General features: G+C 70.5%; 19 protein-coding genes. 6 read left to right on the top strand and 13 right to left on the bottom strand.

The genetic code is table 11. The features are described 5' to 3' along the window. Window positions 1-124 precede the first annotated feature (124 nt). Window positions 125-1108 (top strand): calcium-binding protein, encoded by a 984-nt coding sequence (locus tag DLJ49_RS14190; RefSeq protein ID WP_115394213.1) that lies wholly within the window; start codon window positions 125-127, stop codon window positions 1106-1108. Window positions 1109-1134: 26 nt separating this feature from the next. Here DLJ49_RS14190 and DLJ49_RS14185 read toward each other — a convergent pair whose 3' ends face one another. After that, the gene (locus DLJ49_RS14185) at window positions 1135-2577 is read right to left on the bottom strand and encodes a PQQ-dependent sugar dehydrogenase (RefSeq protein ID WP_158547473.1); all 1443 of its coding nucleotides are present in this window, start codon (window positions 2575-2577) and stop codon (window positions 1135-1137) included. Between the two features lie 265 nt (window positions 2578-2842). Here DLJ49_RS14185 and rpsO point away from each other — a divergent pair, with 265 nt between their 5' ends. Beyond that, window positions 2843-3112, top strand: a complete 270-nt coding sequence (rpsO, locus tag DLJ49_RS14180) for a 30S ribosomal protein S15 (protein ID WP_115394211.1) — start codon at window positions 2843-2845, stop codon at window positions 3110-3112. A 295-nt stretch (window positions 3113-3407) separates the two neighbouring features. Continuing rightward, window positions 3408-5540, top strand: coding sequence for a polyribonucleotide nucleotidyltransferase (pnp, locus tag DLJ49_RS14175; RefSeq protein WP_115394210.1), 2133 nt, complete (start codon window positions 3408-3410; stop codon window positions 5538-5540). Between the two features lie 84 nt (window positions 5541-5624). On the opposite strand, the gene DLJ49_RS14170 is transcribed toward pnp, so the two are convergent. From DLJ49_RS14170 to DLJ49_RS14160, 3 genes are all read right to left on the bottom strand, one after another. Then, window positions 5625-5882 (bottom strand): hypothetical protein, encoded by a 258-nt coding sequence (locus DLJ49_RS14170; RefSeq protein WP_115394209.1) that lies wholly within the window; start codon window positions 5880-5882, stop codon window positions 5625-5627. A gap of 99 nt (window positions 5883-5981) precedes the next feature. Then, the gene (locus DLJ49_RS14165) at window positions 5982-6566 is read right to left on the bottom strand and encodes a L,D-transpeptidase (RefSeq protein ID WP_115394208.1); all 585 of its coding nucleotides are present in this window, start codon (window positions 6564-6566) and stop codon (window positions 5982-5984) included. A 183-nt stretch (window positions 6567-6749) separates the two neighbouring features. Continuing rightward, window positions 6750-7406, bottom strand: coding sequence for a peroxiredoxin (locus tag DLJ49_RS14160; RefSeq protein ID WP_115394207.1), 657 nt, complete (start codon window positions 7404-7406; stop codon window positions 6750-6752). Window positions 7407-7579: 173 nt separating this feature from the next. Here DLJ49_RS14160 and DLJ49_RS14155 point away from each other — a divergent pair, with 173 nt between their 5' ends. Then, window positions 7580-9031, top strand: a complete 1452-nt coding sequence (locus DLJ49_RS14155; RefSeq protein WP_115394206.1) for an aldehyde dehydrogenase family protein — start codon at window positions 7580-7582, stop codon at window positions 9029-9031. Between the two features lie 127 nt (window positions 9032-9158). On the opposite strand, the gene DLJ49_RS14150 is transcribed toward DLJ49_RS14155, so the two are convergent. Further along, on the bottom strand, window positions 9159-9665 hold the full coding sequence (locus DLJ49_RS14150) for a DUF1643 domain-containing protein (RefSeq protein WP_115394205.1): 507 nt from the start codon (window positions 9663-9665) through the stop codon (window positions 9159-9161). After that, the gene (gene truB / locus DLJ49_RS14145) at window positions 9662-10576 is read right to left on the bottom strand and encodes a tRNA pseudouridine(55) synthase TruB (RefSeq protein WP_115394204.1); all 915 of its coding nucleotides are present in this window, start codon (window positions 10574-10576) and stop codon (window positions 9662-9664) included. The genes DLJ49_RS14150 and truB overlap by 4 nt, the downstream gene beginning before the upstream one ends. A 284-nt stretch (window positions 10577-10860) precedes the next feature. On the opposite strand from truB, the gene DLJ49_RS14140 reads away from it, so the two are divergent. Further along, window positions 10861-11205 (top strand): DUF2794 domain-containing protein, encoded by a 345-nt coding sequence (locus tag DLJ49_RS14140; protein ID WP_115394203.1) that lies wholly within the window; start codon window positions 10861-10863, stop codon window positions 11203-11205. Window positions 11206-11280: 75 nt separating this feature from the next. Here DLJ49_RS14140 and DLJ49_RS14135 read toward each other — a convergent pair whose 3' ends face one another. From DLJ49_RS14135 to DLJ49_RS14125, 3 genes are all read right to left on the bottom strand, one after another. Further along, entirely contained in the window at window positions 11281-12117 is an 837-nt protein-coding gene (locus DLJ49_RS14135; RefSeq protein WP_115394202.1) for a C40 family peptidase, read from the bottom strand. Further along, complete coding sequence (locus DLJ49_RS14130; RefSeq protein WP_115394201.1) at window positions 12114-13502, bottom strand: leucyl aminopeptidase family protein; 1389 nt, start codon at window positions 13500-13502, stop codon at window positions 12114-12116. Before DLJ49_RS14130 ends, DLJ49_RS14135 begins: the two co-directional genes overlap by 4 nt. Window positions 13503-13731: 229 nt before the next feature. Beyond that, window positions 13732-14103: a hypothetical protein gene (locus DLJ49_RS14125; protein WP_233489032.1), complete on the bottom strand. Its 372-nt coding sequence runs from the start codon at window positions 14101-14103 to the stop codon at window positions 13732-13734. A gap of 136 nt (window positions 14104-14239) precedes the next feature. Between DLJ49_RS14125 and DLJ49_RS14120 the strand changes: the two genes are divergently transcribed. Continuing rightward, on the top strand, window positions 14240-14935 hold the full coding sequence (locus tag DLJ49_RS14120) for a carbonic anhydrase (protein ID WP_115394199.1): 696 nt from the start codon (window positions 14240-14242) through the stop codon (window positions 14933-14935). 118 nt (window positions 14936-15053) lie between these two features. Here DLJ49_RS14120 and DLJ49_RS14115 read toward each other — a convergent pair whose 3' ends face one another. From DLJ49_RS14115 to DLJ49_RS14100, 4 genes are all read right to left on the bottom strand, one after another. Then, the gene (locus DLJ49_RS14115; protein WP_115394198.1) at window positions 15054-16076 is read right to left on the bottom strand and encodes an aspartate-semialdehyde dehydrogenase; all 1023 of its coding nucleotides are present in this window, start codon (window positions 16074-16076) and stop codon (window positions 15054-15056) included. 61 nt (window positions 16077-16137) lie between these two features. Then, window positions 16138-17346: a glycosyltransferase gene (locus DLJ49_RS14110; RefSeq protein ID WP_115394197.1), complete on the bottom strand. Its 1209-nt coding sequence runs from the start codon at window positions 17344-17346 to the stop codon at window positions 16138-16140. A gap of 16 nt (window positions 17347-17362) precedes the next feature. Further along, window positions 17363-18967 (bottom strand): ABC transporter ATP-binding protein, encoded by a 1605-nt coding sequence (locus DLJ49_RS14105; protein WP_115394196.1) that lies wholly within the window; start codon window positions 18965-18967, stop codon window positions 17363-17365. A gap of 112 nt (window positions 18968-19079) precedes the next feature. Next, on the bottom strand, window positions 19080-20330 hold the full coding sequence (locus DLJ49_RS14100) for an ABC transporter permease (protein WP_233489030.1): 1251 nt from the start codon (window positions 20328-20330) through the stop codon (window positions 19080-19082).

The raw sequence follows: 20330 nt of genomic DNA, 5'->3' as shown, positions 1-20330 counted from the left end.
TTTTCTGACAAATCCGGCGCATTCCGCGGCCCGGGTTTAACGCCTCGCGGTGGAGGGCGGCGGCATAGAGGCGCGTGGGGGCTGCCCCGGTGCCGGCCGGGCGGCGTGTGACGAGGAGAGGCGCATGATTGGCGCTCTGGGTCTGCTGGGTGTCATGCTGGCGGGGTTCGCCCTGCCGATGGCCTTCGGCGACGAGGACGACGATGACACGCGGGGCGACGCCTCGCGCGACGATGACGAAACGGCGCGGCGCGAGGGCGAGGGCGAAGGTCACGAGATCGGGGCCGACCTGCTGCCCCCCGAGGGCGACGGGGCTGCAGACGGCGGAGGCGACGGTCTACGTGACGGGGCGGGCGAGGATGATCTTCTGCCTGGGGATCCGCTTGCCGACGAGTTCCTGACCGATGACCCGCCGCCGGGCGACCCGCCGCCGGGCGACCCGCCGCCGGACGGCCCCTCCACGGAGGACGCGGAGCCGAGCCCCCCCGGCCTGCGATTCGACGGTGGCGCCGCGGACGAGCTCATCACGGGCACCGACGGCGCCGACGATCTCGGCGGCGGTGGCGGCGACGACACGCTCGAGGGCGGCGCGGGCGACGACCGGCTCTTCGGCGACTGGGGCGACGACCGGCTGGAGGGGGGCGCCGGCGACGACCGCCTCGCCGACGGCTCGGGCGACAATACGCTGCTGGGCGGGGCGGGCGACGACCACCTGAGCGCGGTCCCCGCAGATGGCGAGGCGGCGGTCGACGGGCGCGACGTGCTCGACGGCGGCGCGGGCGACGACACTCTGGTGCTCGGCGCGCAGGATCACGCGACGGGCGGGGTCGGCGCCGACACCTTCGTGCTGGGCCCGGGCCTCGCGCCTCTCGGTGCGGGCGATGCGGCCACGCTCGCCGATTTCGATCCCGCCGAAGACAGGCTCGTCGTCGTGTGGGACGACTGGGCCAACGACGCGCCACCCGAGATCGCGCTGTCCCGCGCTGCCGACGATCCCGAAACGGTGGAGGTGCTGGCCGACGGCGTGGCGCTCGCGCGTCTCTCGGCCGCCGCCGGGCCGAGCCTCGACGACATCTCGCTCCTGCCGGCCTCGCAATTCCCGGCCTGAGCCGGCCACGCCTCGCCCGGGGCGGCTCACGGCAGGGCGCTTCGGCCCCGCATCGGCGCGCCGTCCGTGGCGCGCGCGGACCGGGACCGGGCCAGGCGCCGCCGCGCCGCCAGACGCAATGCGCCCAGGCCGAGCCCGGCCGACACGAGCAGGCCGGCCGCGCCCGGCAGCGGGATCGGGGCGACCTCGGTCAGGCTGTAGAGCGTGCCCGTGTGCTCCAGCATCACGCCCGCCGTGCCGTCCGGCAGCGCGAAGAAGCGGGGATCGGGGCGGCGCTCCCCTGCCAGCGCGAACAGCGAAACCGGCGCCCCCGATGCATCGACGAGCGCGATGCGAAAGACCGGGACATCCGTTCCCCCGAGCGGTGCCATCGTGGCATAGAGGTCGCCCGTCGGCAGGTCGCCGAACAGGGCCACGATCATATCGAACGCGCTGTCGGAGGTCACCGGCCCGCTGATCGCGACGAAGCGCCGTCCCTCGTGCCCGTATTGCGCATAGGGCTGGCGAAAGCCCGTCTCGGGCACGGGCGCGGCGCCGATCGCCCGCGGCTCGCCGCCTTCGGAAGATCCGACGCCCTCGTTGATGTAGAAGGTGCCCTCGCGCGCGTTGCCGTCGTCGTTGCGCCCCCAGCCGAAATTCTCGATCTCGCCCGTGTCGGTCAGGTCGCCAACGGAGATCTCGTTGATCTCCTCCGCGGTCGTCGACCCGATATCGGCGAAGACGATTCGCGACCGATCCGCATCGGCATAGGCCAGCCTTTGCACGTTGCGCACGCCCTGCGCCGCGACGGTGGTCTCGCCCGTCTCGCTGTCGATCATGAGAAGCTTGCCAAGGTGGGACGCCGGATCCTGCGGCGCGGCGAGCCCGTCACGGTCGAAGCCGAGGTTGTCGCCCGTGGCCAGAAGCAGGTCGCCGTCGGGCAGGGCCAGCATGCCCCCGCCGCTATGGCCCGACGACCTGCTTTCGAACGCGGCGAGCGGCACGGGCGACGCGAGGCTGCCGTCGGCCGCCTGGCTGTAGCGATAGACGACCTGGTAATTGGGCTCCGAGCCATAGGCCGAATCTTCCGGCAGGGGCTGTGCGGCGGCGAAGCCGGTGGGCAGTGTCGACGAGGTGAAGGTCACGAACACGTCCGACCCCGCTCCCCCCGCGATGTTGAGCACGCGCTGGCGCACGGGTGTCACGCCCTCGGGCATCTTGTCTGGCGACAGGATCTCGACAAATCCGCCCCCGCCGTCGTCGCGCAGGATGCGCCCTTGCGCCTGGTCGACGACGTGCAGGCGCCCGCCGACGATGACGGGCGCCGCGAAGTCGGGCCGCCCGGTATCGGGCGGCTGTGCCTGCGCGATCGGCTCGATGCGCAGCGTCAGCGCGCTCGACCCTATCGGGTCCGGGGCGAGGGGCGACGCAGGGGCGCAAAAGGGTACCGAGACGGCGGCAGCGATCCCGAAAGCGAGACTGCGAGACATGTGCTGCATCCAGACCCCCGTCATGACCCTCGGGCAAGCCTAGCAGCAGCGCGCATTCCTGTCATCGTCGCGCGCCACGGCCGCGGGCCGCGGGGCACAGCGTGCCGCATCGCCCTGCGGGCGTGGTGGTCGGGACGCCCCCTTTACAACCGGCACGATCTGGCCCATAGGCGCGCACTTCCGGGCGGAGCGCGCCCGGCCCCCTCCATGGGCCCTGCTGGACGACATCCCGGCTTGCGCCGTCACACGTCGAAAGGAGACCCCGATGTCGATCACTGCCGAAGAGAAGGCGCAGGTTCTCAAGGACTACGCCACGAAGGAGGGCGACACCGGCTCGCCCGAGGTGCAGGTCGCGATCCTGACGAAGCGGATCACCGCGCTGACCGAGCACTTCAAGACCCACAAGAAGGACAACCACTCGCGCCGCGGCCTTCTGAAGCTGGTGGCCCAGCGCCGCAAGCTGCTCGACTATCTGCGCGGCAAGGACGAGGGCCGCTACCAGGACCTCATCAAGCGCCTCGGCATCCGCCGCTGACTGCTGGCGCGGCGGCGCCCCTCCGGCCCGCCGCCCGCCCCCCGGGATCGGGCCAGCACCAGTCGCCTGTGGCGGCTCGCCCGGCCCGGCCCGGCCCTGTCAGGCCGGGCGCGCCATTGCGCCACCAACTCCCCCGTTTCCAAAAGCCTCGAAAACCTGTAAGCGCGCCACATCTGAGACGTGACGCCTCTGACCCCGGGCGCGTGCGAAGGATTGGGGTCGGCGGCAATGGGGCCGCCATAAGACGCGGGAGACCCGGGATCCGCCCGGGAGTGCTCCACGACAGGATAGACGCATGTTCCACAAGACGACGAAATCGATGACGTGGGGGGAGGAAACCCTCACGCTGGAAACGGGCAAGGTCGCCCGTCAGGCCGACGGTTCGGTGATCGCCACGCTCGGCGAGACCTCTGTGATGGCCAACGTGACCTTCGCCAAGGAGGCGAAGCCGGATCAGCCGTTCTTTCCGCTGACCGTCCACTACAACGAGAAATACTATGCCGCGGGCAAGGTGCCCGGCGGCTTCTTCAAGCGCGAGGGGCGCCCGACCGAGAAGGAGACGCTCACCTCGCGCCTGATCGACCGGCCGATCCGGCCGCTCTTCGTGCCCGGCTTCAAGCACGAGGTGCTGGTGATCTGCACCGTGCTGAGCCACGACCTGGTCAACGACCCCGACATCGTGGCGATGATCGCGGCCTCCGCCGCGCTGACCATCTCGGGCGTGCCCTTCATGGGCCCGATCGCGGCATGTCGCGTCGGCTTCGAGGACGGCGACTACGTGCTCAACCCCGAAGTGTCCGACATGGATCAGCTGCGGCTGAACCCCGACCAGCGGCTCGACCTCGTGGTCGCGGGCACGAAGGACGCCGTGATGATGGTCGAGTCCGAGGCCTACGAGCTGACCGAGGCCGAGATGCTGGGCGCCGTGACCTTCGCGCACGAGCAGATCCAGCCGGTGATCGACCTGATCATCGACCTGGCCGAGGACGCGGCGAAGGAGCCGTTCGACTTTTCGCCGCCGGACTACTCAGCGCTCTACGAGGCGGTGAAGGCCGCCGGCGAGACCGAGATGCGCGCGGCCTACGCGATCCTCGACAAGCAGGAGCGCACCGGCGCCGTCGCCGCGGTGAAGGACAAGATCGTCGCCGGCCTGAGCGAGGAGCAGCAGGCCGATCCCAACCTCGGCTCGGCGCTCAAGAAGCTCGAATCGACCGTTCTGCGCGGCGACGTGGTGAAGAACGGCAAGCGGATCGACGGGCGCGCGCTCGACACGGTTCGCCAGATCGAATCCGAGGTGGGGCTGCTGCCCCGCACCCACGGCTCGGCCCTGTTCACCCGGGGCGAGACGCAGGCGCTCTGCGTGACCACGCTGGGCACCGGCGAGGACGAGCAGATCATCGACGCGCTGCACGGCAACTACCGCGCCAACTTCATGCTGCACTACAACTTCCCGCCCTACTCGGTCGGCGAAGTCGGCCGCTTCGGCCCGCCGGGCCGGCGCGAGATCGGCCACGGCAAGCTGGCATGGCGCGCGCTGCAGGCCGTTCTGCCGCCGCCGACCGAGTTCCCCTACACGATCCGCGTCGTGTCGGAGATCACCGAGTCGAACGGCTCGTCGTCGATGGCCACGGTCTGCGGCTCGTCGCTGTCGATGATGGATGCGGGCGTGCCGCTCAAGGCGCCGGTCGCGGGCGTGGCCATGGGCCTCGTCCTGGAAGACGACGGCGCGTATGCCGTGCTGACCGACATCCTCGGCGACGAGGACCATCTGGGCGACATGGACTTCAAGGTGGCCGGCACCAAGGACGGCATCACCTCGCTGCAGATGGACATCAAGGTGGCCGGCATCACGCCGCAGATCATGGAGCAGGCGCTGGCGCAGGCCCGCGCGGCGCGCATGCACATCCTCGGCGAGATGTCGAAGGCGCTGACCGAGGCGGGCGAGTTCTCGGCGCACGCCCCGCGCATCGAGACGATGCAGGTGCCGGTCGACAAGATCCGCGAGGTGATCGGTTCGGGCGGCAAGGTGATCCGCGAGATCGTCGAGACCTCCGGCGCCAAGGTCGACATCAACGACGACGGCGTGGTCAAGATCGCCTCGCCCAACGCCGAGGCCATCCAGAAGGCCTACGAGATGATCCACTCGATCGTGGCCGAGCCGGAACAGGGCAAGGTCTACAAGGGCAAGGTGGTCAAGCTGGTCGATTTCGGCGCCTTCGTGAACTTCTTCGGCAAGCGCGACGGACTGGTGCATGTGAGCCAGATCGAGAACCGCCGGCTCAAGCACCCTTCCGACGTGCTGCAGGAGGGACAGGAAGTCTGGGTCAAGCTGCTGGGCTTCGACGACCGCGGCAAGGTGCGCCTGTCGATGAAAGTGGTCGACCAGGAGACGGGCACCGAGCTGGCGAGCGAGGAGGCGGCCGAGTAAGGCGCCTTCGGTCCCCCGAGACCGCGAAAGCCCCGGCCGAGGCCGGGGCTTTTTTCATTCGGGCGCGCGATCGGGGCGGGGCATTCAGCGGGCCACAAGGCTCCATCGTGCGGGCTGGGCGTGGCCGCCGCCCGCCCCTCCCGCACCCGTGGCGCCAACATCTTCCTGAGGGGCGAGGTGCGGGCCCGGGCACATCCGCGCCGTGGGCAGGCGCCTGACCCCTTCGGGCAGGGCCGCCCCCGCGAGCGCACTCAGCTTTCGGTCGAGCGTCTCCGTGGCCTCGTGCCCCGCTTCGAGCACCTCGGCGTGAACGGCATCGAGACGAACGTGGAACTCAGACATGCTCCCTCCCCCTGTCGAGCAAGGCCGTGACGCCCTTGAACGCCGGGGGAGGGAGACTGGTTCTGATTCTTTCAAGTAATCTTTACGGGTCGCCGGTCGTCAGGAATAGACGGTCACGCGCGCCCCGACCGGCACGCGCTGGTACAGGTCGATGACATGATCGTTGACCATGCGGATGCAGCCCGACGACACCGAGCGCCCGATCGTCCAGGGCTGCGGCGTGCCGTGGATGCGGTAGGCCGTGTCGCGGCCACCCCGGTAGAGATAGAGCGCACGCGCGCCCAGCGGGTTGTTCGGGCCGCCCTCCATGCCGTCGGCAAGCGGCCCGTATTTCTCGGGCTCTCGCTCGATCATGGCCTGGGTCGGCCGCCACGAGGGCCATTCGGCCTTGCGGCCCACAACGGCCGAGCCGCGGAAGTTCATGCCCTCGGCACCCACGGCCACGCCGTAGCGGATCGCCTGGCCCTCGCCGAGCATGTAGTAGAGATAGTGCCGCCCGGTCACGATGTGGATCTCGCCGGCCGTGAACGACTGCTTGACCCGCACCGTCTTCGGCATGAAGCGCTCGGGCACCTGGTATTGCGTCGTCGTTTGCGGCCCCTCTGCGGCCCGCAGAAGCGCGGGCGCGGTCAGCAGGCCGGCCGTTGCGGCGGCGGTGCCGATGAATTGGCGTCGGGTCGTCATATGCGCGTCTCCAAGTCTCTGTTCGATGCTGCTCGACAGGGTTTCTTGACGCACGGGACACCTATTCGCCCGTGACCACGCCCTGCGCAAGTGCAACGAGGTCACAGTATGAAACGAAAAAGGGGAGGCTTTGTGCCTCCCCCGTGGCGCGATGACGTCGCGCAAGACGGGCGTGCGCTCCCGTCAGGCGGCGTGCAGCCTGGTCTTGCGCAGGTAGGGCAGCACCACCTCGTACTCGCCGAACCGGGCCTTCGCGTCGTCGTCGCTGACCGAGAGCGCGATGATCACGTCCTGCCCGACCGTCCAGTTGGCGGGCGTGGCGACGGGCGTCTGCCAGGTGGCCTGCAGTGCGTCGAGCGCGCGCAGGATCTCGCCGAAGTTGCGGCCGACCGACATCGGGTAGGTCATGGAAAGCTGCAGCTTCTTGTCGGGCGAGATGATGAAGACCGAGCGGACGGACGCGCTGTCGGCCGCCGTGCGCCCGTCTGGCAGGTAGGCATCGGCGGGCAGCATGTCGTAGAGCTTCGACACCTCCAGCTCGTCGTCCGCGATGATCGGGAAGGTCACGTCGGCGCCGCCGACCGTCTCGATGTCGGCGATCCACTTGCAATGCTCCTCGACGTCGTCGACCGACACGCCGATCACCTTGGTGTTCCGCTTCTCCCACTCGGCGGCGAGCTGGGCCACCGCGCCGAACTCGGTCGTGCAGACGGGGGTGAAGTCCTTCGGGTGGGAAAACAGGATCGCCCAGCTGTCGCCGATCCAGTCGTGGAAGTTGATGGTGCCGACATTCGAGTCGGCGGTGAAATCGGGCACCGTGTCGTTGATGCGCAGCCCCATGCGAGCCTCCTTTGCCGTTGATTTCGTTCCGGACCTGTCCATGCCCGGCGCCGGAGGCAAGGGGCCCCGCCCCCATTGCGGCAAGCGTTCGCAGGTGTCACCCTCTGCGCGAATGCACGTTTGCGGGACAGCGCCCGGGCGGAACGCGCGTCCGGCATCTTCAGGAGGCTCCGATGCTCGAGAGACGGCAATTCTACATCGACGGCGCATGGGTGGACCCCGCCGAATCGCGCGATCTTCCCGTGACCGACCCCTCCACCGAGGAAGAGGTGGCGATCATCTCGCTGGGCGGACAGGCCGACACCGACCGCGCGGTCGCGGCCGCCCGCGCCGCCTTCGACGACTGGGCCGCGCGCCCCATGGCGGAGCGGATCGGCTATCTCGAGGCGCTGCTCGAGACCTACGAGGCACGCGCCGACGCGATGGCCGAGGCGATCAGCCTCGAGATGGGCGCCCCCATCGACCTCGCCCGCAGCTCGCAGCAGCCCGCGGGCACCGGCCATATCCAGGCGGCCATCGCCGCGGCGAAACAGTTCGATCCGGTGCGCCCGCTCGGGTCGCATGCGCCGACCGACCGCATCCTGATGGATCCCATCGGGGTGGTGGGCATGATCACCCCGTGGAACTGGCCGATGAACCAGGTGACGCTGAAGGTCGCCTACGCGGCGGCCGTCGGTTGCACGATGGTGCTCAAGCCCTCCGAGATCGCGCCGCTCTCCTCCATCGTCTTCGCCGAATGCGTCGATGCGGCGGGCTGGCCCAGGGGCGTGTTCAACATGGTCAACGGCGACGGCGCGGGCGTGGGCACGCAGCTCTCGGTGCACCCCGAGGTCGACATGGTCTCGTTCACCGGCTCGACGCGGGCAGGCATCGCCATCACCAAGGCCGCGGCCGACACGCTGAAGCGGGTGAGCCTCGAGCTCGGGGGCAAGGGCGCCAACCTCGTGTTCGCCGATGCCGACGAGCGCGCGGTCAAGCGCGGCACGCGGGCGGTGTTCAACAATACCGGCCAGTCCTGCAATGCGCCGACGCGGATGCTGGTCGAGCGGTCGATCTACGACGACGCGGTCGAGATCGCACGCCAGACGGCCGAGGAAACGAAGGTGGCGAGCGGCCACGAGCCGGGCCGCCACATCGGCCCGGTCGTCAGCCAGCAACAATGGGACAAGGTGCAGGGCCTCATCCAGCAGGGCCTCGACGAGGGCGCGCGGCTGGTCGCGGGCGGCCTCGGCCGGCCCGAGGGGCTGAACCGCGGCTATTTCGTGCGGCCCACCGTCTTTGCCGACGTGTCGAACGACATGACCATCGCGCGGGAAGAGATCTTCGGTCCTGTCCTGTCGATCATCCCTTTCGAGACCGAGGAGGAGGCGGTGAAGATCGCCAACGACACCGAGTACGGGCTGACCAACTACGTGCAGTCTTCGGATGCCGCCCGTCGGGTGCGGCTGGCGAAGCGCCTGCGCTCGGGGATGGTCGAGATGAACGGCAAGAGCCGTGCGCAGGGCTCGCCCTTCGGCGGCATGAAGGCCTCGGGCAACGGCCGCGAGGGCGGGGTCTGGGGGCTCGACGAGTTCTGCGAGGTCAAGGCCGTCTCGGGCTGGCCAGAGGACATCGCCGCCGAGTAGGGCGCGACGGCAGCGCCAGCTGGCCCGCGGGCGCAGCCCGGCAGGCTGCGGGCCGGCCAGGGGCGGGCGTTCACCCTGTCCTGCCTGCATGCTGCCTGCCCCGGGCCTGTCGCGTCGTCGCGACGGCTCAGCGCCAGTCGATCGGCTGCCTCGCGTAAGCCACGTAGAGGGGGTGGCGGGGATGGCCCTGTTTCGTCAGCCCGAGATGGCAGAGCGGTGCCCCCGTCGCGCGCAGCAGCCGCTCCACCTCTGGCCCCCGCCCCAGGTGGGCGCCGTGGCTGCCCCAGGCGCAGAGCACCGCGTCGGCCCAGGTCGCACCGTCGAGGATGGCGGCGTCATTCTCTGGGCCGACCGGGTCGCGGAGGGTGCGCAGCACCCTGGGGTCGGTCGCGCGCCAGGCGAAGATGTTGCAGACACGGAACGCGCCGTAGCCGAGCGCCCGCGCCCGCCGCTCGCAGCGCTCGACCGTGGGGTCGTTCTGCGCCTCCGTCGCGGTCGAGGGGTTGAGCATCACGCACAAGAGCCGCCCCCGCTCTGACGCCCATTCGCGGGTCAGAGTGTAGCGGTAGCGCTCGCAGTCGGAATAGGTGGCCGTCGAGGGCGCGTCGCCCTTCAGCGCCTGCCGGGTGATCATGCCGGCCCGAGGTTGAACACGCGCGTGGGGTGCAGCAGGCCCCCGCGGTAGGTGCCGAGGCCGATCGCGCGCCCGCGCTCCGACGCCCAGGCCGTGTCGCCGTAGGCGGCATCGGTATAAGTCACCTCGCCGGGATTGCCGTTGCGCAGCCGCGCGGCTCCTGCCGGGCTCATCCGCGCCTCGGGCACCTCGGCCAGGCCCTCCTCGATGGGTCGCAGATGGGCGTCGAGCTCCGGCGTGCGCGCCAGCCGCTCCAGCTCCTCCAGGCTCAGCGCGTCCTCGGCATCGAACGGGCCCGACCAGGGCCGCCGCAGCGTGACGACGTGGCCGAGGCAGCCGAGCGCCGCGCCGAGATCGCGCGCGATGGCGCGCACGTAGCCGCCCTTGCCGCAGACCATCTCGAGCACCGCGTGATCCGGGTCGGGCCGCTCCACGAGCTCGAGCGAGTCCACGAAGAGGGGCCGCGGCGCGAGGTCGAACGCGGCGTCGTCGCGCGCGAGGTCGTAGGCGCGTTCGCCGGCCACCTTGACGGCGGAATATTTCGGCGGCACCTGCTCGATCCAGCCGGTGAAGGGAGCGAGCGCGGCCCGGATCGCGTCGTCGGAGGGCCGCGCGCCCGAGGTCTCCAGCACGTCGCCCTCGGCGTCGTCGGTGGTCGTCGATTGCCCGAGGCGCACCGTAAACCGGTAGGCCTTCAGCGCGTCGGTGACCAGGGGCACGACCTTGGTCGCCTCGCCGAGCGCCACCGCCAGAACGCCGGTCGCCGCCGGGTCGAGCGTGCCGGCATGGCCCGCCTTCTTCGCGTCGAAGGCCCAGCGCACCTTGTTCACCATTGCGGTCGATGTCGGGCCGGCCGGCTTGTCGAGGATCACCCAGCCCGAGATGTCGCGCCCCTTGCGCCTGCGTGCCATGCCACGCCCCTGTCTGTCCGATGAGGGCGGGGGAGTAGCGTCGGCGCGCCGGCCGGTCAACTCGGCAGATGTAGACCCGGTGCCACGGACTGGGTGGGGGCTGTTACTCCGTGGCACCGGGCTGAGCCGAAGCTCGTCTACACCGGCCACCCTGTCGTCGCGTCGCGGCGTGCGCGGGGCCGGCCCGCGGTGCCGGGGGGGAAAAACCGCGGCGAAAGCAGGGCAGGGCGGCCCCGGCGCACGCACAGCTTGATTTGAGGTGAAGTGCGACCCACACTCGGGCGATGAACATGTTCACGCCGCCTCCCGGCCCCTCGGCCCGCGCGCCCGAGCAGGTCTCCTTCGACCGACGCGAACTCGGTCTCATCCTCTCGGTCTACGGCCGCATGGTCGCCGCAGGCGAGTGGCGCGATTACGGTATCTCCGCGCTGCGCGAGGTTGCCGTGTTCTCCGTCTTCCGTCGCACGGCGGAGCACCCTCTCTACCGCATCGAGAAACGCCCGAAGCTGCGCGCCCGCCAGGGCATGTACGCGGTGATCGGCATGGACGGGCAGGTGCTCAAGCGCGGCCACGACCTCAAGACCGTGCTCCGCGTGCTCGAGCGCAAGCTGATCCGCGCGGTGGAGTAGCCGCCCGACGCTGGTCTCCGCCGGGCCTCGATGCCCTCTCCGGCCGGCAGCGTGCCCGTTCGCGGGCTGTCGGTGTTAGCCGGCAGCCAGTCGCGCCCGCCGCGTGACCGGCCCCTCGCCCTGAGCCTCGATTCGCGCGATGGCCCCCGCGATCGGCTCGTACGTCACGGCCATCGTGCGGGCATTGGCATGGATCAGCGTCTCGCCGTCGACCGCGAGCGCCACGTGCCCGTTCCAGAAATACACGTCACCCCGGGCCGGCGGCACGCCGGGGGCGAGCGTCTCGCCCAAGGCCGCCTCCTGCAGGTCGGTGTCGCCGGGGCAGTCGATTCCGGCCGCGAGGCAGGCTGCCTGCACCAGGCCCGAACAGTCGATCCCCGCAGCCGAGTTGCCGCCCCAGAGATACGGCACCCCGAAGAAGAGCTGCGCCACCGTCACCGGGTCGGCGAACTGCGCGTTCAGCGGGCGCAGGTGCGGCTTCGGCACGAAAAGCCCCTCGGCGGTCTCGAAGAACTCGCCCGAGGCCGAGACGACCCGCAGCTCCGAGCCGAACGACAGCCACGCCCGCTCGCGCCGCCTGAGATCGGGCACGGGGTAGAGATGGGTGGCGGGAACCGCGACGCGATGGGTCGCCGCCACGTCGTCGCCCAGCGACCCGGCCGCGACGTAGCCCACATAGCCGTCGCGCGCCGCAGCGCCGAAGGCCCAGCCCTCGCGCACCTCGAGGACCCGCATGCGCTGGCCGTAGAGAAGCTGACGGTCGCGCGCCCCTTCCGGCGCGGCCAGCAGATCGGCCACGGGCACGACCACCCGCCGCCACTCTCCCTCGACGTAGGCGGGCGCGGCGATCGAGCCCTCCAGCTCCGACGCCGCGACGCGGTCGTTGGCAAGCAGGCTCCGCCGGTCGGTCATCCGCCCAGCACCGCCGGGATCGCCTCGAGCAGCGCCCGCGCGCCTTGGCCCGCGCCACCCTTGGGCCGGCCCGGCGCAGGCTGCGGCTGCCAGCCGTAGATGTCGAAATGGGCGTAGCGCGGCGCGCCTTCGGCGAAGCGGCGCAGGAACAGCGCGGCGGTGATCGAGCCGGCGAAGCCTCCCGACGGTGCGTTGTCGAGATCGGCGATGGCCGGTTCGATCAGCGCCTCGTAGGGCGCGTGGAACGGCATCCGCCAGACCGGATCGGCCACCTCGCCCGCCGCCGCCATGAGCGCCCCCGCCAGCGCGTCGTCGTCGGTGTAGAACGGCGCGATGTCGGGGCCGACGGCCACCCGCGCCGCCCCGGTCAGCGTCGCCATGCTGACGAGCAGGTCACACTCCTCCTCGCAGGCGAGCGCCAGCGCATCGGCCAGCACGAGGCGCCCCTCGGCGTCTGTGTTGTTCACCTCGACCGTCAGGCCCTTGCGCGAGCGCAGCACGTCCTGCGGGCGGAAGGCGTCGCCCGAGACCGAGTTCTCCACCGCCGGGATCAGCACCCGCAGTCTCACCTCGAGGCCCGTCTCGAGCATCGCCTGAGCGAGGCCGAGCACCGTGGCTGACCCGCCCATATCCTTCTTCATCAGGCCCATCGAGCTGCCGGGCTTGATGTTCAACCCACCGGTGTCGAAACACACGCCCTTGCCCACCAGCGTCACCCGCGGTCCGCTCTCGCCATGGCGCAGGTCGATCAGCCGCGGAGATCGGGGCGAGGCGCGCCCGACCGCGTGGATCAGCGGAAACCCCTCCTCGAGCGCCGCCCCCTCGATCACGGTGCAGCCCGCGCCGTGCGCCTCGGCGAGCGCGCGGGCAGCCTCGGCCAGCTCGGTCGGCCCCATGTCGGAGGCGGGCGTGTTGATCAGATCGCGCGTCAGGGCCTCGGCCCGCGCCAGCGCCTCGATCCGGGCCGCGTCGATCCCTTCCGGTGCGACCAGCCGGGCCCCCGGCGCCGGCGCCGCCTTGTATCGGTCGAAGCGATAGCCGGCGAGCAGCCATCCCAGCGCCCCCTCCGCCGCCTCGCGCGCGGGCAGGTCGGTGGCGAGCGCATAGGTGCCCCCGGGCAAACCGGCCGCCGCCTGGGCGAGGTGGAACCGCCCCCGCGCGCGCTTCGCGGCCGTGCCGTAGCCCGCGACGGCCAGCGCACCGTCCCCGGCCGGGATCAGATGCGCCTGCCCCAGCGCTCCGGTGAAGCCGACGCGCCGCGCCCAGCCCGCCACGGGCTCGTCCTGCGCCGCCAGCCAGTCCTCCAGCGCGTCCTCCGAGACGACATGGAGCGGTGTCGCCCCCGGCTCGGGCGCGGCGAAGGCAAGGGCGTCGGCGTCTGGCATGGCGGTCCCGTTCGGTCGGCGCGGGGACGGCCCCCGCGAGGCCGGACCCTAGCGGCCGACGCGCCGGGTGCAAGGCGCCCGCGCCGGCAGGACGGCCATACGCCCTGGCCCCGTGCGCGCGCCTTGCCCTTCTTCTTGCAGAAAAATATCCCCGCCGGAGGCATGGCCCCGCGCAAGCGGGCCATACCCGAAACAATGCGCCGCAGGCGCTCCGCGCGGTGCCCGGCGGTCAGCCGCCGGTGCCCTGCACGTCCCACAGCTCGGCGAGCGAGCGGCAGGCGATGCGGTCGAGCCGGGCGAGGGTGGCGCCGAGGGCCGGGGCCTCGCAGCGGCCCGCGCAGGCCGCCACGTCGCCCGCGACGCGGGCAAGCGTGGTCAGCCCCACCTGCTCGGCGATGGCGCGCAGGGCGCGCGCGCGGCGGGCGAGTTCGGCCCATTGCCCCGAGCGGTGCGGCCCCGACAGGCCGTCGAGGCGCAGCGCCACTTCCTCCATCGCGCGGGCCAGCACCGCGTCGGCACCCTGCGGCCCGAGATCGCGGTAGAGCGCCGCCAGCGCCCCGGCATCGAGCCGCACGGCATCGTCATGATTCAGAGTGGCCACCTCGCCCACCTCGGCACCTCGCACATGTCGCCCCCACGACGTGCGCAGACTGGGGCAGGGCGGCTGAACAAAGGGTTGCCCGCGCGACACCCGATCCCTCGCATTCGCCTCGATTGTCGTCTAACCGTCGCGGCCCATGACAGACGCTCCGCCCTCCCGCCTGACGGGCGGCGACAACGCCACCGCGCTCCGGGCGCGGCCGCTTCCGCGCTTTCTCGCCGACCGCTACCGTGGCTGGCGTGCGACCGCCCATGCCGACAGCAAGGGCTGGTATCGCCGCCTCGCCGAGGAGGGACAGCGCCCGCGGATCATGGCGATCGCCTGCTGCGACAGCCGCGTGAACGTGAACCAGGTGTTCTCGGCCGAGACCGGCGACATCTTCCTGCACCGCAACATCGCAAGCCTCGTGCCGCCCTATGCGCCCGACGGCGACCCCCATGGCACCTCCGCGGCGGTGGAATACGCGGTGCGGATGCTGCGTGTCGCGCATCTGCTGGTGGTCGGGCACTCCGATTGCGGCGGTGTGCGGGGCTGCGACGACATGTGCTGCGGCGACTCCGACGATCTCGGCCAGCCCACCAGTTTCATCGGTCGGTGGCTCGAGATCCTGCGACCGGGCTACGAGCGGGTGACCGCCATCAACGATCGCCCCACCCGGCTGCGCGCGCTCGAGAAGGAGGCGGTGGTGATCTCGCTCGAGAACCTCTGGTCCTTCCCCTTCGTGCGCGAGGCGGTCGAGGGCGAGAGGCTGGCGTTGCACGGCCTGTGGTTCGACATCGGCGAGGGGCGGCTCGAGGCCTACGCACCCGGCGCCGGGTTCTCGGCGGTCTGAGGGGGCAGGCCTCCTGAGGGGGGACGGCCTCTCGCCCGCGCACCCCGCAACCGCGGCAGCCCGCCAGACGGGCATCGCCCCACCTCGGGGCGCCCTGGCCGGGCTGGCTGCCGCCGCCTCAGGCCTTCTGCAGCATCCGGTTGCCGAGGAGCTCGGCGATCTGCACGGCGTTCAGCGCCGCGCCCTTGCGCAGGTTGTCCGACACCACCCAGATGTTCAGCCCGTTCTCGATGGTCGAGTCCTGACGGATGCGGCTGACATAGGTGGCGAAGTCGCCCACGCACTCGACCGGCGTGACGTAGCCGCCGTCCTCGCGCTTGTCGACGACCATCAGGCCGGGGCTCTCGCGCAGGATGTCGCGCGCCTCGTCCTCGTCGAGGAAATCCTCGAACTCGATGTTCACCGCCTCGGAATGGCCGACGAAGACCGGCACCCGCACGCAGGTCGCCGTGACCTTGATCGCGGGGTCGATGATCTTCTTCGTCTCGGCGACCATCTTCCACTCTTCCTTGGTCGAGCCGTCCTCAAGGAAGACGTCGATATGCGGAATCACGTTGAAGGCGATCTGCTTCTGGAACTTCGAGGGCGAGATCTCGTCGGTGGGGTTGTAGATCGCCTTGGTCTGGTCCCACAGCTCGTCCATCCCCTCCTTCCCCGCGCCGGAAACCGACTGGTACGTGGAGACGACGACGCGCCTGATGCGCGCCCGGTCGTGCAGGGGCTTGAGCGCCACCACCATCTGCGCGGTCGAGCAGTTGGGATTGGCGATGATGTTCTTCTCGCGGTAGCCCTCGATCGCCTGCGCGTTCACCTCGGGCACGATCAGCGGCACCTGCGGGTCGTAGCGGTAGAGCGACGAGTTGTCGATCACGGTGCAGCCGGCGCGCGCGGCACGGGGCGCATAGGTCTTCGTGGCGTCCGAGCCGATGGCGAAGAGCGCCATGTCGAACCCTTCGAAGTCGAACGTGTCGAGATCCTTCGTCTTCAGCGTCTCGTCGCCATAGCTCACCTCGGTGCCGAGCGACCGCCGCGAGGCGAGCGCCACGACCTCGTCGGCCGGGAACTGGCGCTCGGCAAGGATGTTGAGCATTTCGCGGCCCACGTTGCCCGTGGCCCCGACGACGGCGATGCGGTAGCCCATGTCTGTCTCCTGAAGGTTGGGCGTGCATGTAGCAGCCGCGCCGGGATCGTTAAAGGGCTGCTCACGCGCCCGCGGTCTCGACGAAGTCGATCAGCCGGGGCAGGCAGACCTTCCTCAGGTCGTAGCGCTCCACGATATGGGCGCGGGCGGCCTCGCGCAGGGGGGCGTGGCCCTCGGGATCGGCCAGCGCGGCGATCAGGGCCTCGGCCCATCCGTCGATGTCGAAGAAATCGACGAGCCGCCCGTTCACCCCGTCCTCGATCACCTCCTGCACCGGGGGCGTGGCCGAGCCGATCACGCAGGCGCCGAGGCTCATCGCCTCGAGCATCGACCACGACAGCACGAACGGATAGCTCAGGTAGGCATGCACCCGCCCGACCCGGAGCAGGCCGACGAGATCGGGATAGGGGATGCGACCCGTGAAGTGCAGGCGCGACAGGTCGAGCCGCCCCTCGAGCTCGCGCAGCATCACGTCCTTCCACGACCCCTCGGCGGGGCGCGGACCGTACCCCCCCGTCTCGCCGCCCACCAGCACCACCTGCGCCTCGGGCCGCGCGGCGAGCACCCGCGGCAGCGCCCGCATGAAGGTATGGAAGCCGCGATAGGGTTCGAGGTTGCGGTTGACGAAGGTGATCACCTCGTCGCCCGCCCGCAGGAGCGGTCCGCCCGGCACCTGGAAGGTGGCGGCCGGGTCGGGCGTCAGCCGCTCGGTGTCGACCCCGTCGTGGATCACCCGCATCTTCGCCCTGATCTCGGGCGGAAAGGTGCTCGCCTGCCATTCCGTCGGAGCCATCAGCGCGTCGGCGTCGAGCGCGGCCTGCACAAGGTGCGCCTTCCGGGACGTCACCCGCACGCGCGAGGCGAAATCCTCGCGCCGGAACTCCGGGTCGAACCCGGTGTCGAGGCCCCTCGCGGCATAGAGGAACTCGGCGTAGCCCAAGTGCCGCGCCTCGGGCCAGACCTCGCGCAGAAAGAGCGTCTCGCCCCAGTTGATGATGCCGAACACCACGTCGGGCACCTCGCCTGTCCGGTCACGGAGCGCCTTGGCGGCCCGCGCCGCCGCTGCCCCGTTGCGCGCATGCTCGACGTAGGAGGCGCCCAGATCGCGCGTCGGCCCCATGTCGTAGGCGTATTTCACATGCGGGAAGGGCTGCGGGTTGGGGTTCTTTTCCCATGTCAGGGCCGCCACATGGTGACCCGCGCGCTTCAGCGCCGGCGCGAGGTGGCGGAACTGCCCCGGGAAGTTGCGGTGGACAAGAAGGATACGCACGCTCAGGTCACGGGTGTCAGGCCACGGAGGCGCCCGGCGTCAGGTTGAACGACGCCCCGATCAGCCTGCGCGTGTAGTCCGACTTGGGGGCCTCGAAGACTTCGCGCGCGGTGCCCGTCTCCATGATGTCGCCGTCCTTCATCACGGTCACCCGGTGCGACAGCGCCCGCACCACCCGCAGGTCGTGACTGATGAACAGGTAGGCGAGGCCGTAGCGCGCCTGCAGGTCGCGCAGCAGGTCGACGATCTGCACCTGCACCGTCATGTCGAGCGCCGAGGTCGGCTCGTCGAGCACCACGAGCTTGGGCCGCAGGATCATCGCGCGGGCGATGGCGACGCGCTGCCGCTGACCCCCCGAGAACTCGTGCGGGTAGCGATCCATCGCCGCCGGGTCGAGGCCCACCTCGGCCAGCATCTCGGCCACCATCTGCCGCTTGTCCTGCCCCTTCTCGACGCCATGCACGCCGAGACCCTCGGCCACGATCTGCTCGACCGTCATCCGCGGCGAGAGCGATCCGTAGGGGTCCTGGAAGACGATCTGCAGGTCGCGCCTGAGCGGCCGCAGCTGCCGCGACTTCCACCCCTGCACGTCCCGCCCCTGGAAGACGATCGGCCCCTCCGACGAGATCAGCCGCATCATGGCGAGCGCCAGCGTCGTCTTGCCGGAGCCCGACTCGCCCACGATCCCCAGGGTCTCGCCCTTGCGCACGGTCAGGGTCGCGTCGTTCACCGCCTTCACGTGGCCCACCGTCCTGCGCAGGAAGCCGCGCTGGATCGGGAACCAGATGCGCAAGCCCTCCGTGCGAACGATCTCCTCGGCCTCCTCGGCCACGGGCGGCACGGTGCCCGTGGGCTCGGCGGCCAGCAGCTTCTGCGTGTAGGGGTGCGCAGGGGCGTCGAACAGGCGGCCGGTCTCGCCGGTCTCGACGATCTCGCCGTCCTTCATCACGCAGACCCTGTCGGCGATCCTGCGCACGATGCCGAGGTCGTGGGTGATGAACAGCAGGCTCAGATTCTCCTCCTGCTTCAGATCGAAGAGCAGGTCGAGGATCTGCGCCTGGATCGTCACGTCGAGCGCGGTGGTCGGCTCGTCGGCGATCAGCAGATCGGGCCCGTTGGCCAGCGCCATCGCGATCATCACGCGCTGCCGCTGCCCCCCCGACAACTGGTGCGGATAGGCCTTGAGGCGCCGCTCGGCATCCGCGATGCCGACCTTCTCCAGGAGTTCCAGAACGCGGGCGCGCGCCGGTTCGCCGACCAGCCCCTGGTGCAGCGCGAGGCTCTCCATGATCTGCTTGTCGAGCGTATGCAGCGGGTTGAGCGAGGTCATCGGCTCCTGGAAGATGAAGCTGATCTTGTTGCCCCGGATCTTCATCAACTCGCCCTCGGGGCGCCCGCGCATCTCCTGCCCGCGGTAGAGCACCGAGCCGCCCACGGTGGCGTTGTCGCCCAAAAGCGACACGGTCGACAGCGCCGTCACGGACTTGCCCGAGCCCGACTCGCCCACCAGCGCCACGGTCTCGCCGTCGCCCACCTCGAACGACACTCCCTTGACGGCCGGGATCTCCACCCCGTCCTGCCGGAACGAGACCGACAGGTCGCGCACCTGCAAGAGGCTCATGCCGCGCCCCCCCGATCTCCTGCCACGTCGGCTCCCATCATCCTGGCCCAAATACTCCGCGGGGGTGCGGGGGCGCGAAGCCCCCGCTCCGACGGCAGCCGCCCGCACCCCCTCACCGGAAGGTCTTCCGCGGGTCGAAGGCGTCGCGCACGCCCTCGAAGATGAACACCAGCAGCGACAGCATGATCGCGAAGGTGAAGAAGGCGGTGAAGCCCAGCCACGGCGCCTGCAGGTTCTGCTTGGCCTGCAGCGTCAGTTCCCCCAGCGAGGGCGCCGACGAGGGCAGGCCGAAGCCGAGGAAGTCGAGCGAGGCCAGCCCGCCGATGGTGGCGGTGATCAGGAACGGCATCATCGTCAGCGTGGCCACCATGGCGTTGGGCAGCATGTGGCGGAACATGATCGTCCAGTTCGACACGCCGAGCGCGCGGGCCGCGCGGACGTATTCGAAGTTGCGCGCGCGCAGGAATTCGGCGCGCACCACGCCCACCAGGGCCGGCCAGCCGAAGAGGACCGTGAGAAAGACCAGCAGCCAGAAACTTCGCCCCAGGATCGCGAACATGATGATGATGATGTAGAGCGAGGGCGTCGAGACCCAGATCTCGATCACCCGCTGGAACGTCAGGTCGAGCCAGCCGCCGAAATAGCCCTGCACCGCGCCGGCGACGATGCCGATGACGCTGGCACAGGCGGTGACGATGATGGTGAACAGGATCGACAGGCGGAAGCCGTAGATCACCCGCGCCAGCACGTCGCGCGTCGCGTCGTCGGTGCCCAGCCAGTGCTGCGCATCGGGCGGCGAAGGGGCGGGCTGGCCCAGCGTGTTGGGCGTGTTGTAGCTGTAGGGAATGGGGGGCCAGAGCGTCCACCCCGCCACGATCTCCTGCCCGTTGAACTCGGCCGCGCCCTCGTCGACGGCCTGCATCACCGCCTCTGGCTCGTAGAAGCAGTCCTCCAGCCCGCCCGAGACGATCAGGCACTCCACCTCCACGTCGCGGTAGACGGCCTCGGTGGGAAAGTCGCCGCCGAATTCCTGCTCGGAATAGAAGTTGTGGATCGGAAAGTAGAGCTCGCCGCGGTAGTTCACCACGATCGGCTTGTCGTTGGCGATGTACTCCGCGAACAGGCTGAGGCCGAACAGCACGCCGAAGATGATCAGCGACCAGTAGGCGCGGCGGTTGCGCTTGAAGTTGCGCCAGCGTCGCTGGTTCAGCGGCGACAGCGCGAACAGGCCGCGCTTGCGCGGCGGCGCGGTCACCTGCGGGCGGCCGGACTCGAGGTCGGGCAGCCGCGTTTCGATATCGGCATGGGGCAGGGAGCGGTCGGGCAGGGACGAGTCGGGCATGGAGCTGTCGGGGGCGGCCAT

This window comes from Rhodovulum sp. 12E13, assembly GCF_003340565.1.
Lineage (GTDB): Bacteria > Pseudomonadota > Alphaproteobacteria > Rhodobacterales > Rhodobacteraceae > HLUCCA09.
This window is presented reverse-complemented; position numbering and strand designations above follow the sequence as displayed.

Bases quoted from the DNA above. Each gene is read 5' to 3' on its own strand.
- DLJ49_RS14115 (WP_115394198.1), bottom strand. From the start codon at position 16,076: ATGGGCTACCGCATCGCCGTCGTCGGGGCCACGGGCAACGTGGGCCGC.
- truB (WP_115394204.1), bottom strand. From the start codon at position 10,576: ATGGCACGCAGGCGCAAGGGGCGCGACATCTCGGGCTGGGTGATCCTC.
- DLJ49_RS14155 (WP_115394206.1), top strand. From the start codon at position 7,580: ATGCTCGAGAGACGGCAATTCTACATCGACGGCGCATGGGTGGACCCC.
- DLJ49_RS14140 (WP_115394203.1), top strand. From the start codon at position 10,861: ATGAACATGTTCACGCCGCCTCCCGGCCCCTCGGCCCGCGCGCCCGAG.
- pnp (WP_115394210.1), top strand. From the start codon at position 3,408: ATGTTCCACAAGACGACGAAATCGATGACGTGGGGGGAGGAAACCCTC.
- DLJ49_RS14105 (WP_115394196.1), bottom strand. From the start codon at position 18,967: ATGAGCCTCTTGCAGGTGCGCGACCTGTCGGTCTCGTTCCGGCAGGAC.
- DLJ49_RS14165 (WP_115394208.1), bottom strand. From the start codon at position 6,566: ATGACGACCCGACGCCAATTCATCGGCACCGCCGCCGCAACGGCCGGC.
- DLJ49_RS14150 (WP_115394205.1), bottom strand. From the start codon at position 9,665: ATGATCACCCGGCAGGCGCTGAAGGGCGACGCGCCCTCGACGGCCACC.
- DLJ49_RS14120 (WP_115394199.1), top strand. From the start codon at position 14,240: ATGACAGACGCTCCGCCCTCCCGCCTGACGGGCGGCGACAACGCCACC.
- DLJ49_RS14130 (WP_115394201.1), bottom strand. From the start codon at position 13,502: ATGCCAGACGCCGACGCCCTTGCCTTCGCCGCGCCCGAGCCGGGGGCG.
- DLJ49_RS14185 (WP_158547473.1), bottom strand. From the start codon at position 2,577: ATGTCTCGCAGTCTCGCTTTCGGGATCGCTGCCGCCGTCTCGGTACCC.
- rpsO (WP_115394211.1), top strand. From the start codon at position 2,843: ATGTCGATCACTGCCGAAGAGAAGGCGCAGGTTCTCAAGGACTACGCC.
- DLJ49_RS14170 (WP_115394209.1), bottom strand. From the start codon at position 5,882: ATGTCTGAGTTCCACGTTCGTCTCGATGCCGTTCACGCCGAGGTGCTC.
- DLJ49_RS14160 (WP_115394207.1), bottom strand. From the start codon at position 7,406: ATGGGGCTGCGCATCAACGACACGGTGCCCGATTTCACCGCCGACTCG.
- DLJ49_RS14100 (WP_233489030.1), bottom strand. From the start codon at position 20,330: ATGGCCGCCCCCGACAGCTCCATGCCCGACTCGTCCCTGCCCGACCGC.
- DLJ49_RS14135 (WP_115394202.1), bottom strand. From the start codon at position 12,117: ATGACCGACCGGCGGAGCCTGCTTGCCAACGACCGCGTCGCGGCGTCG.
- DLJ49_RS14190 (WP_115394213.1), top strand. From the start codon at position 125: ATGATTGGCGCTCTGGGTCTGCTGGGTGTCATGCTGGCGGGGTTCGCC.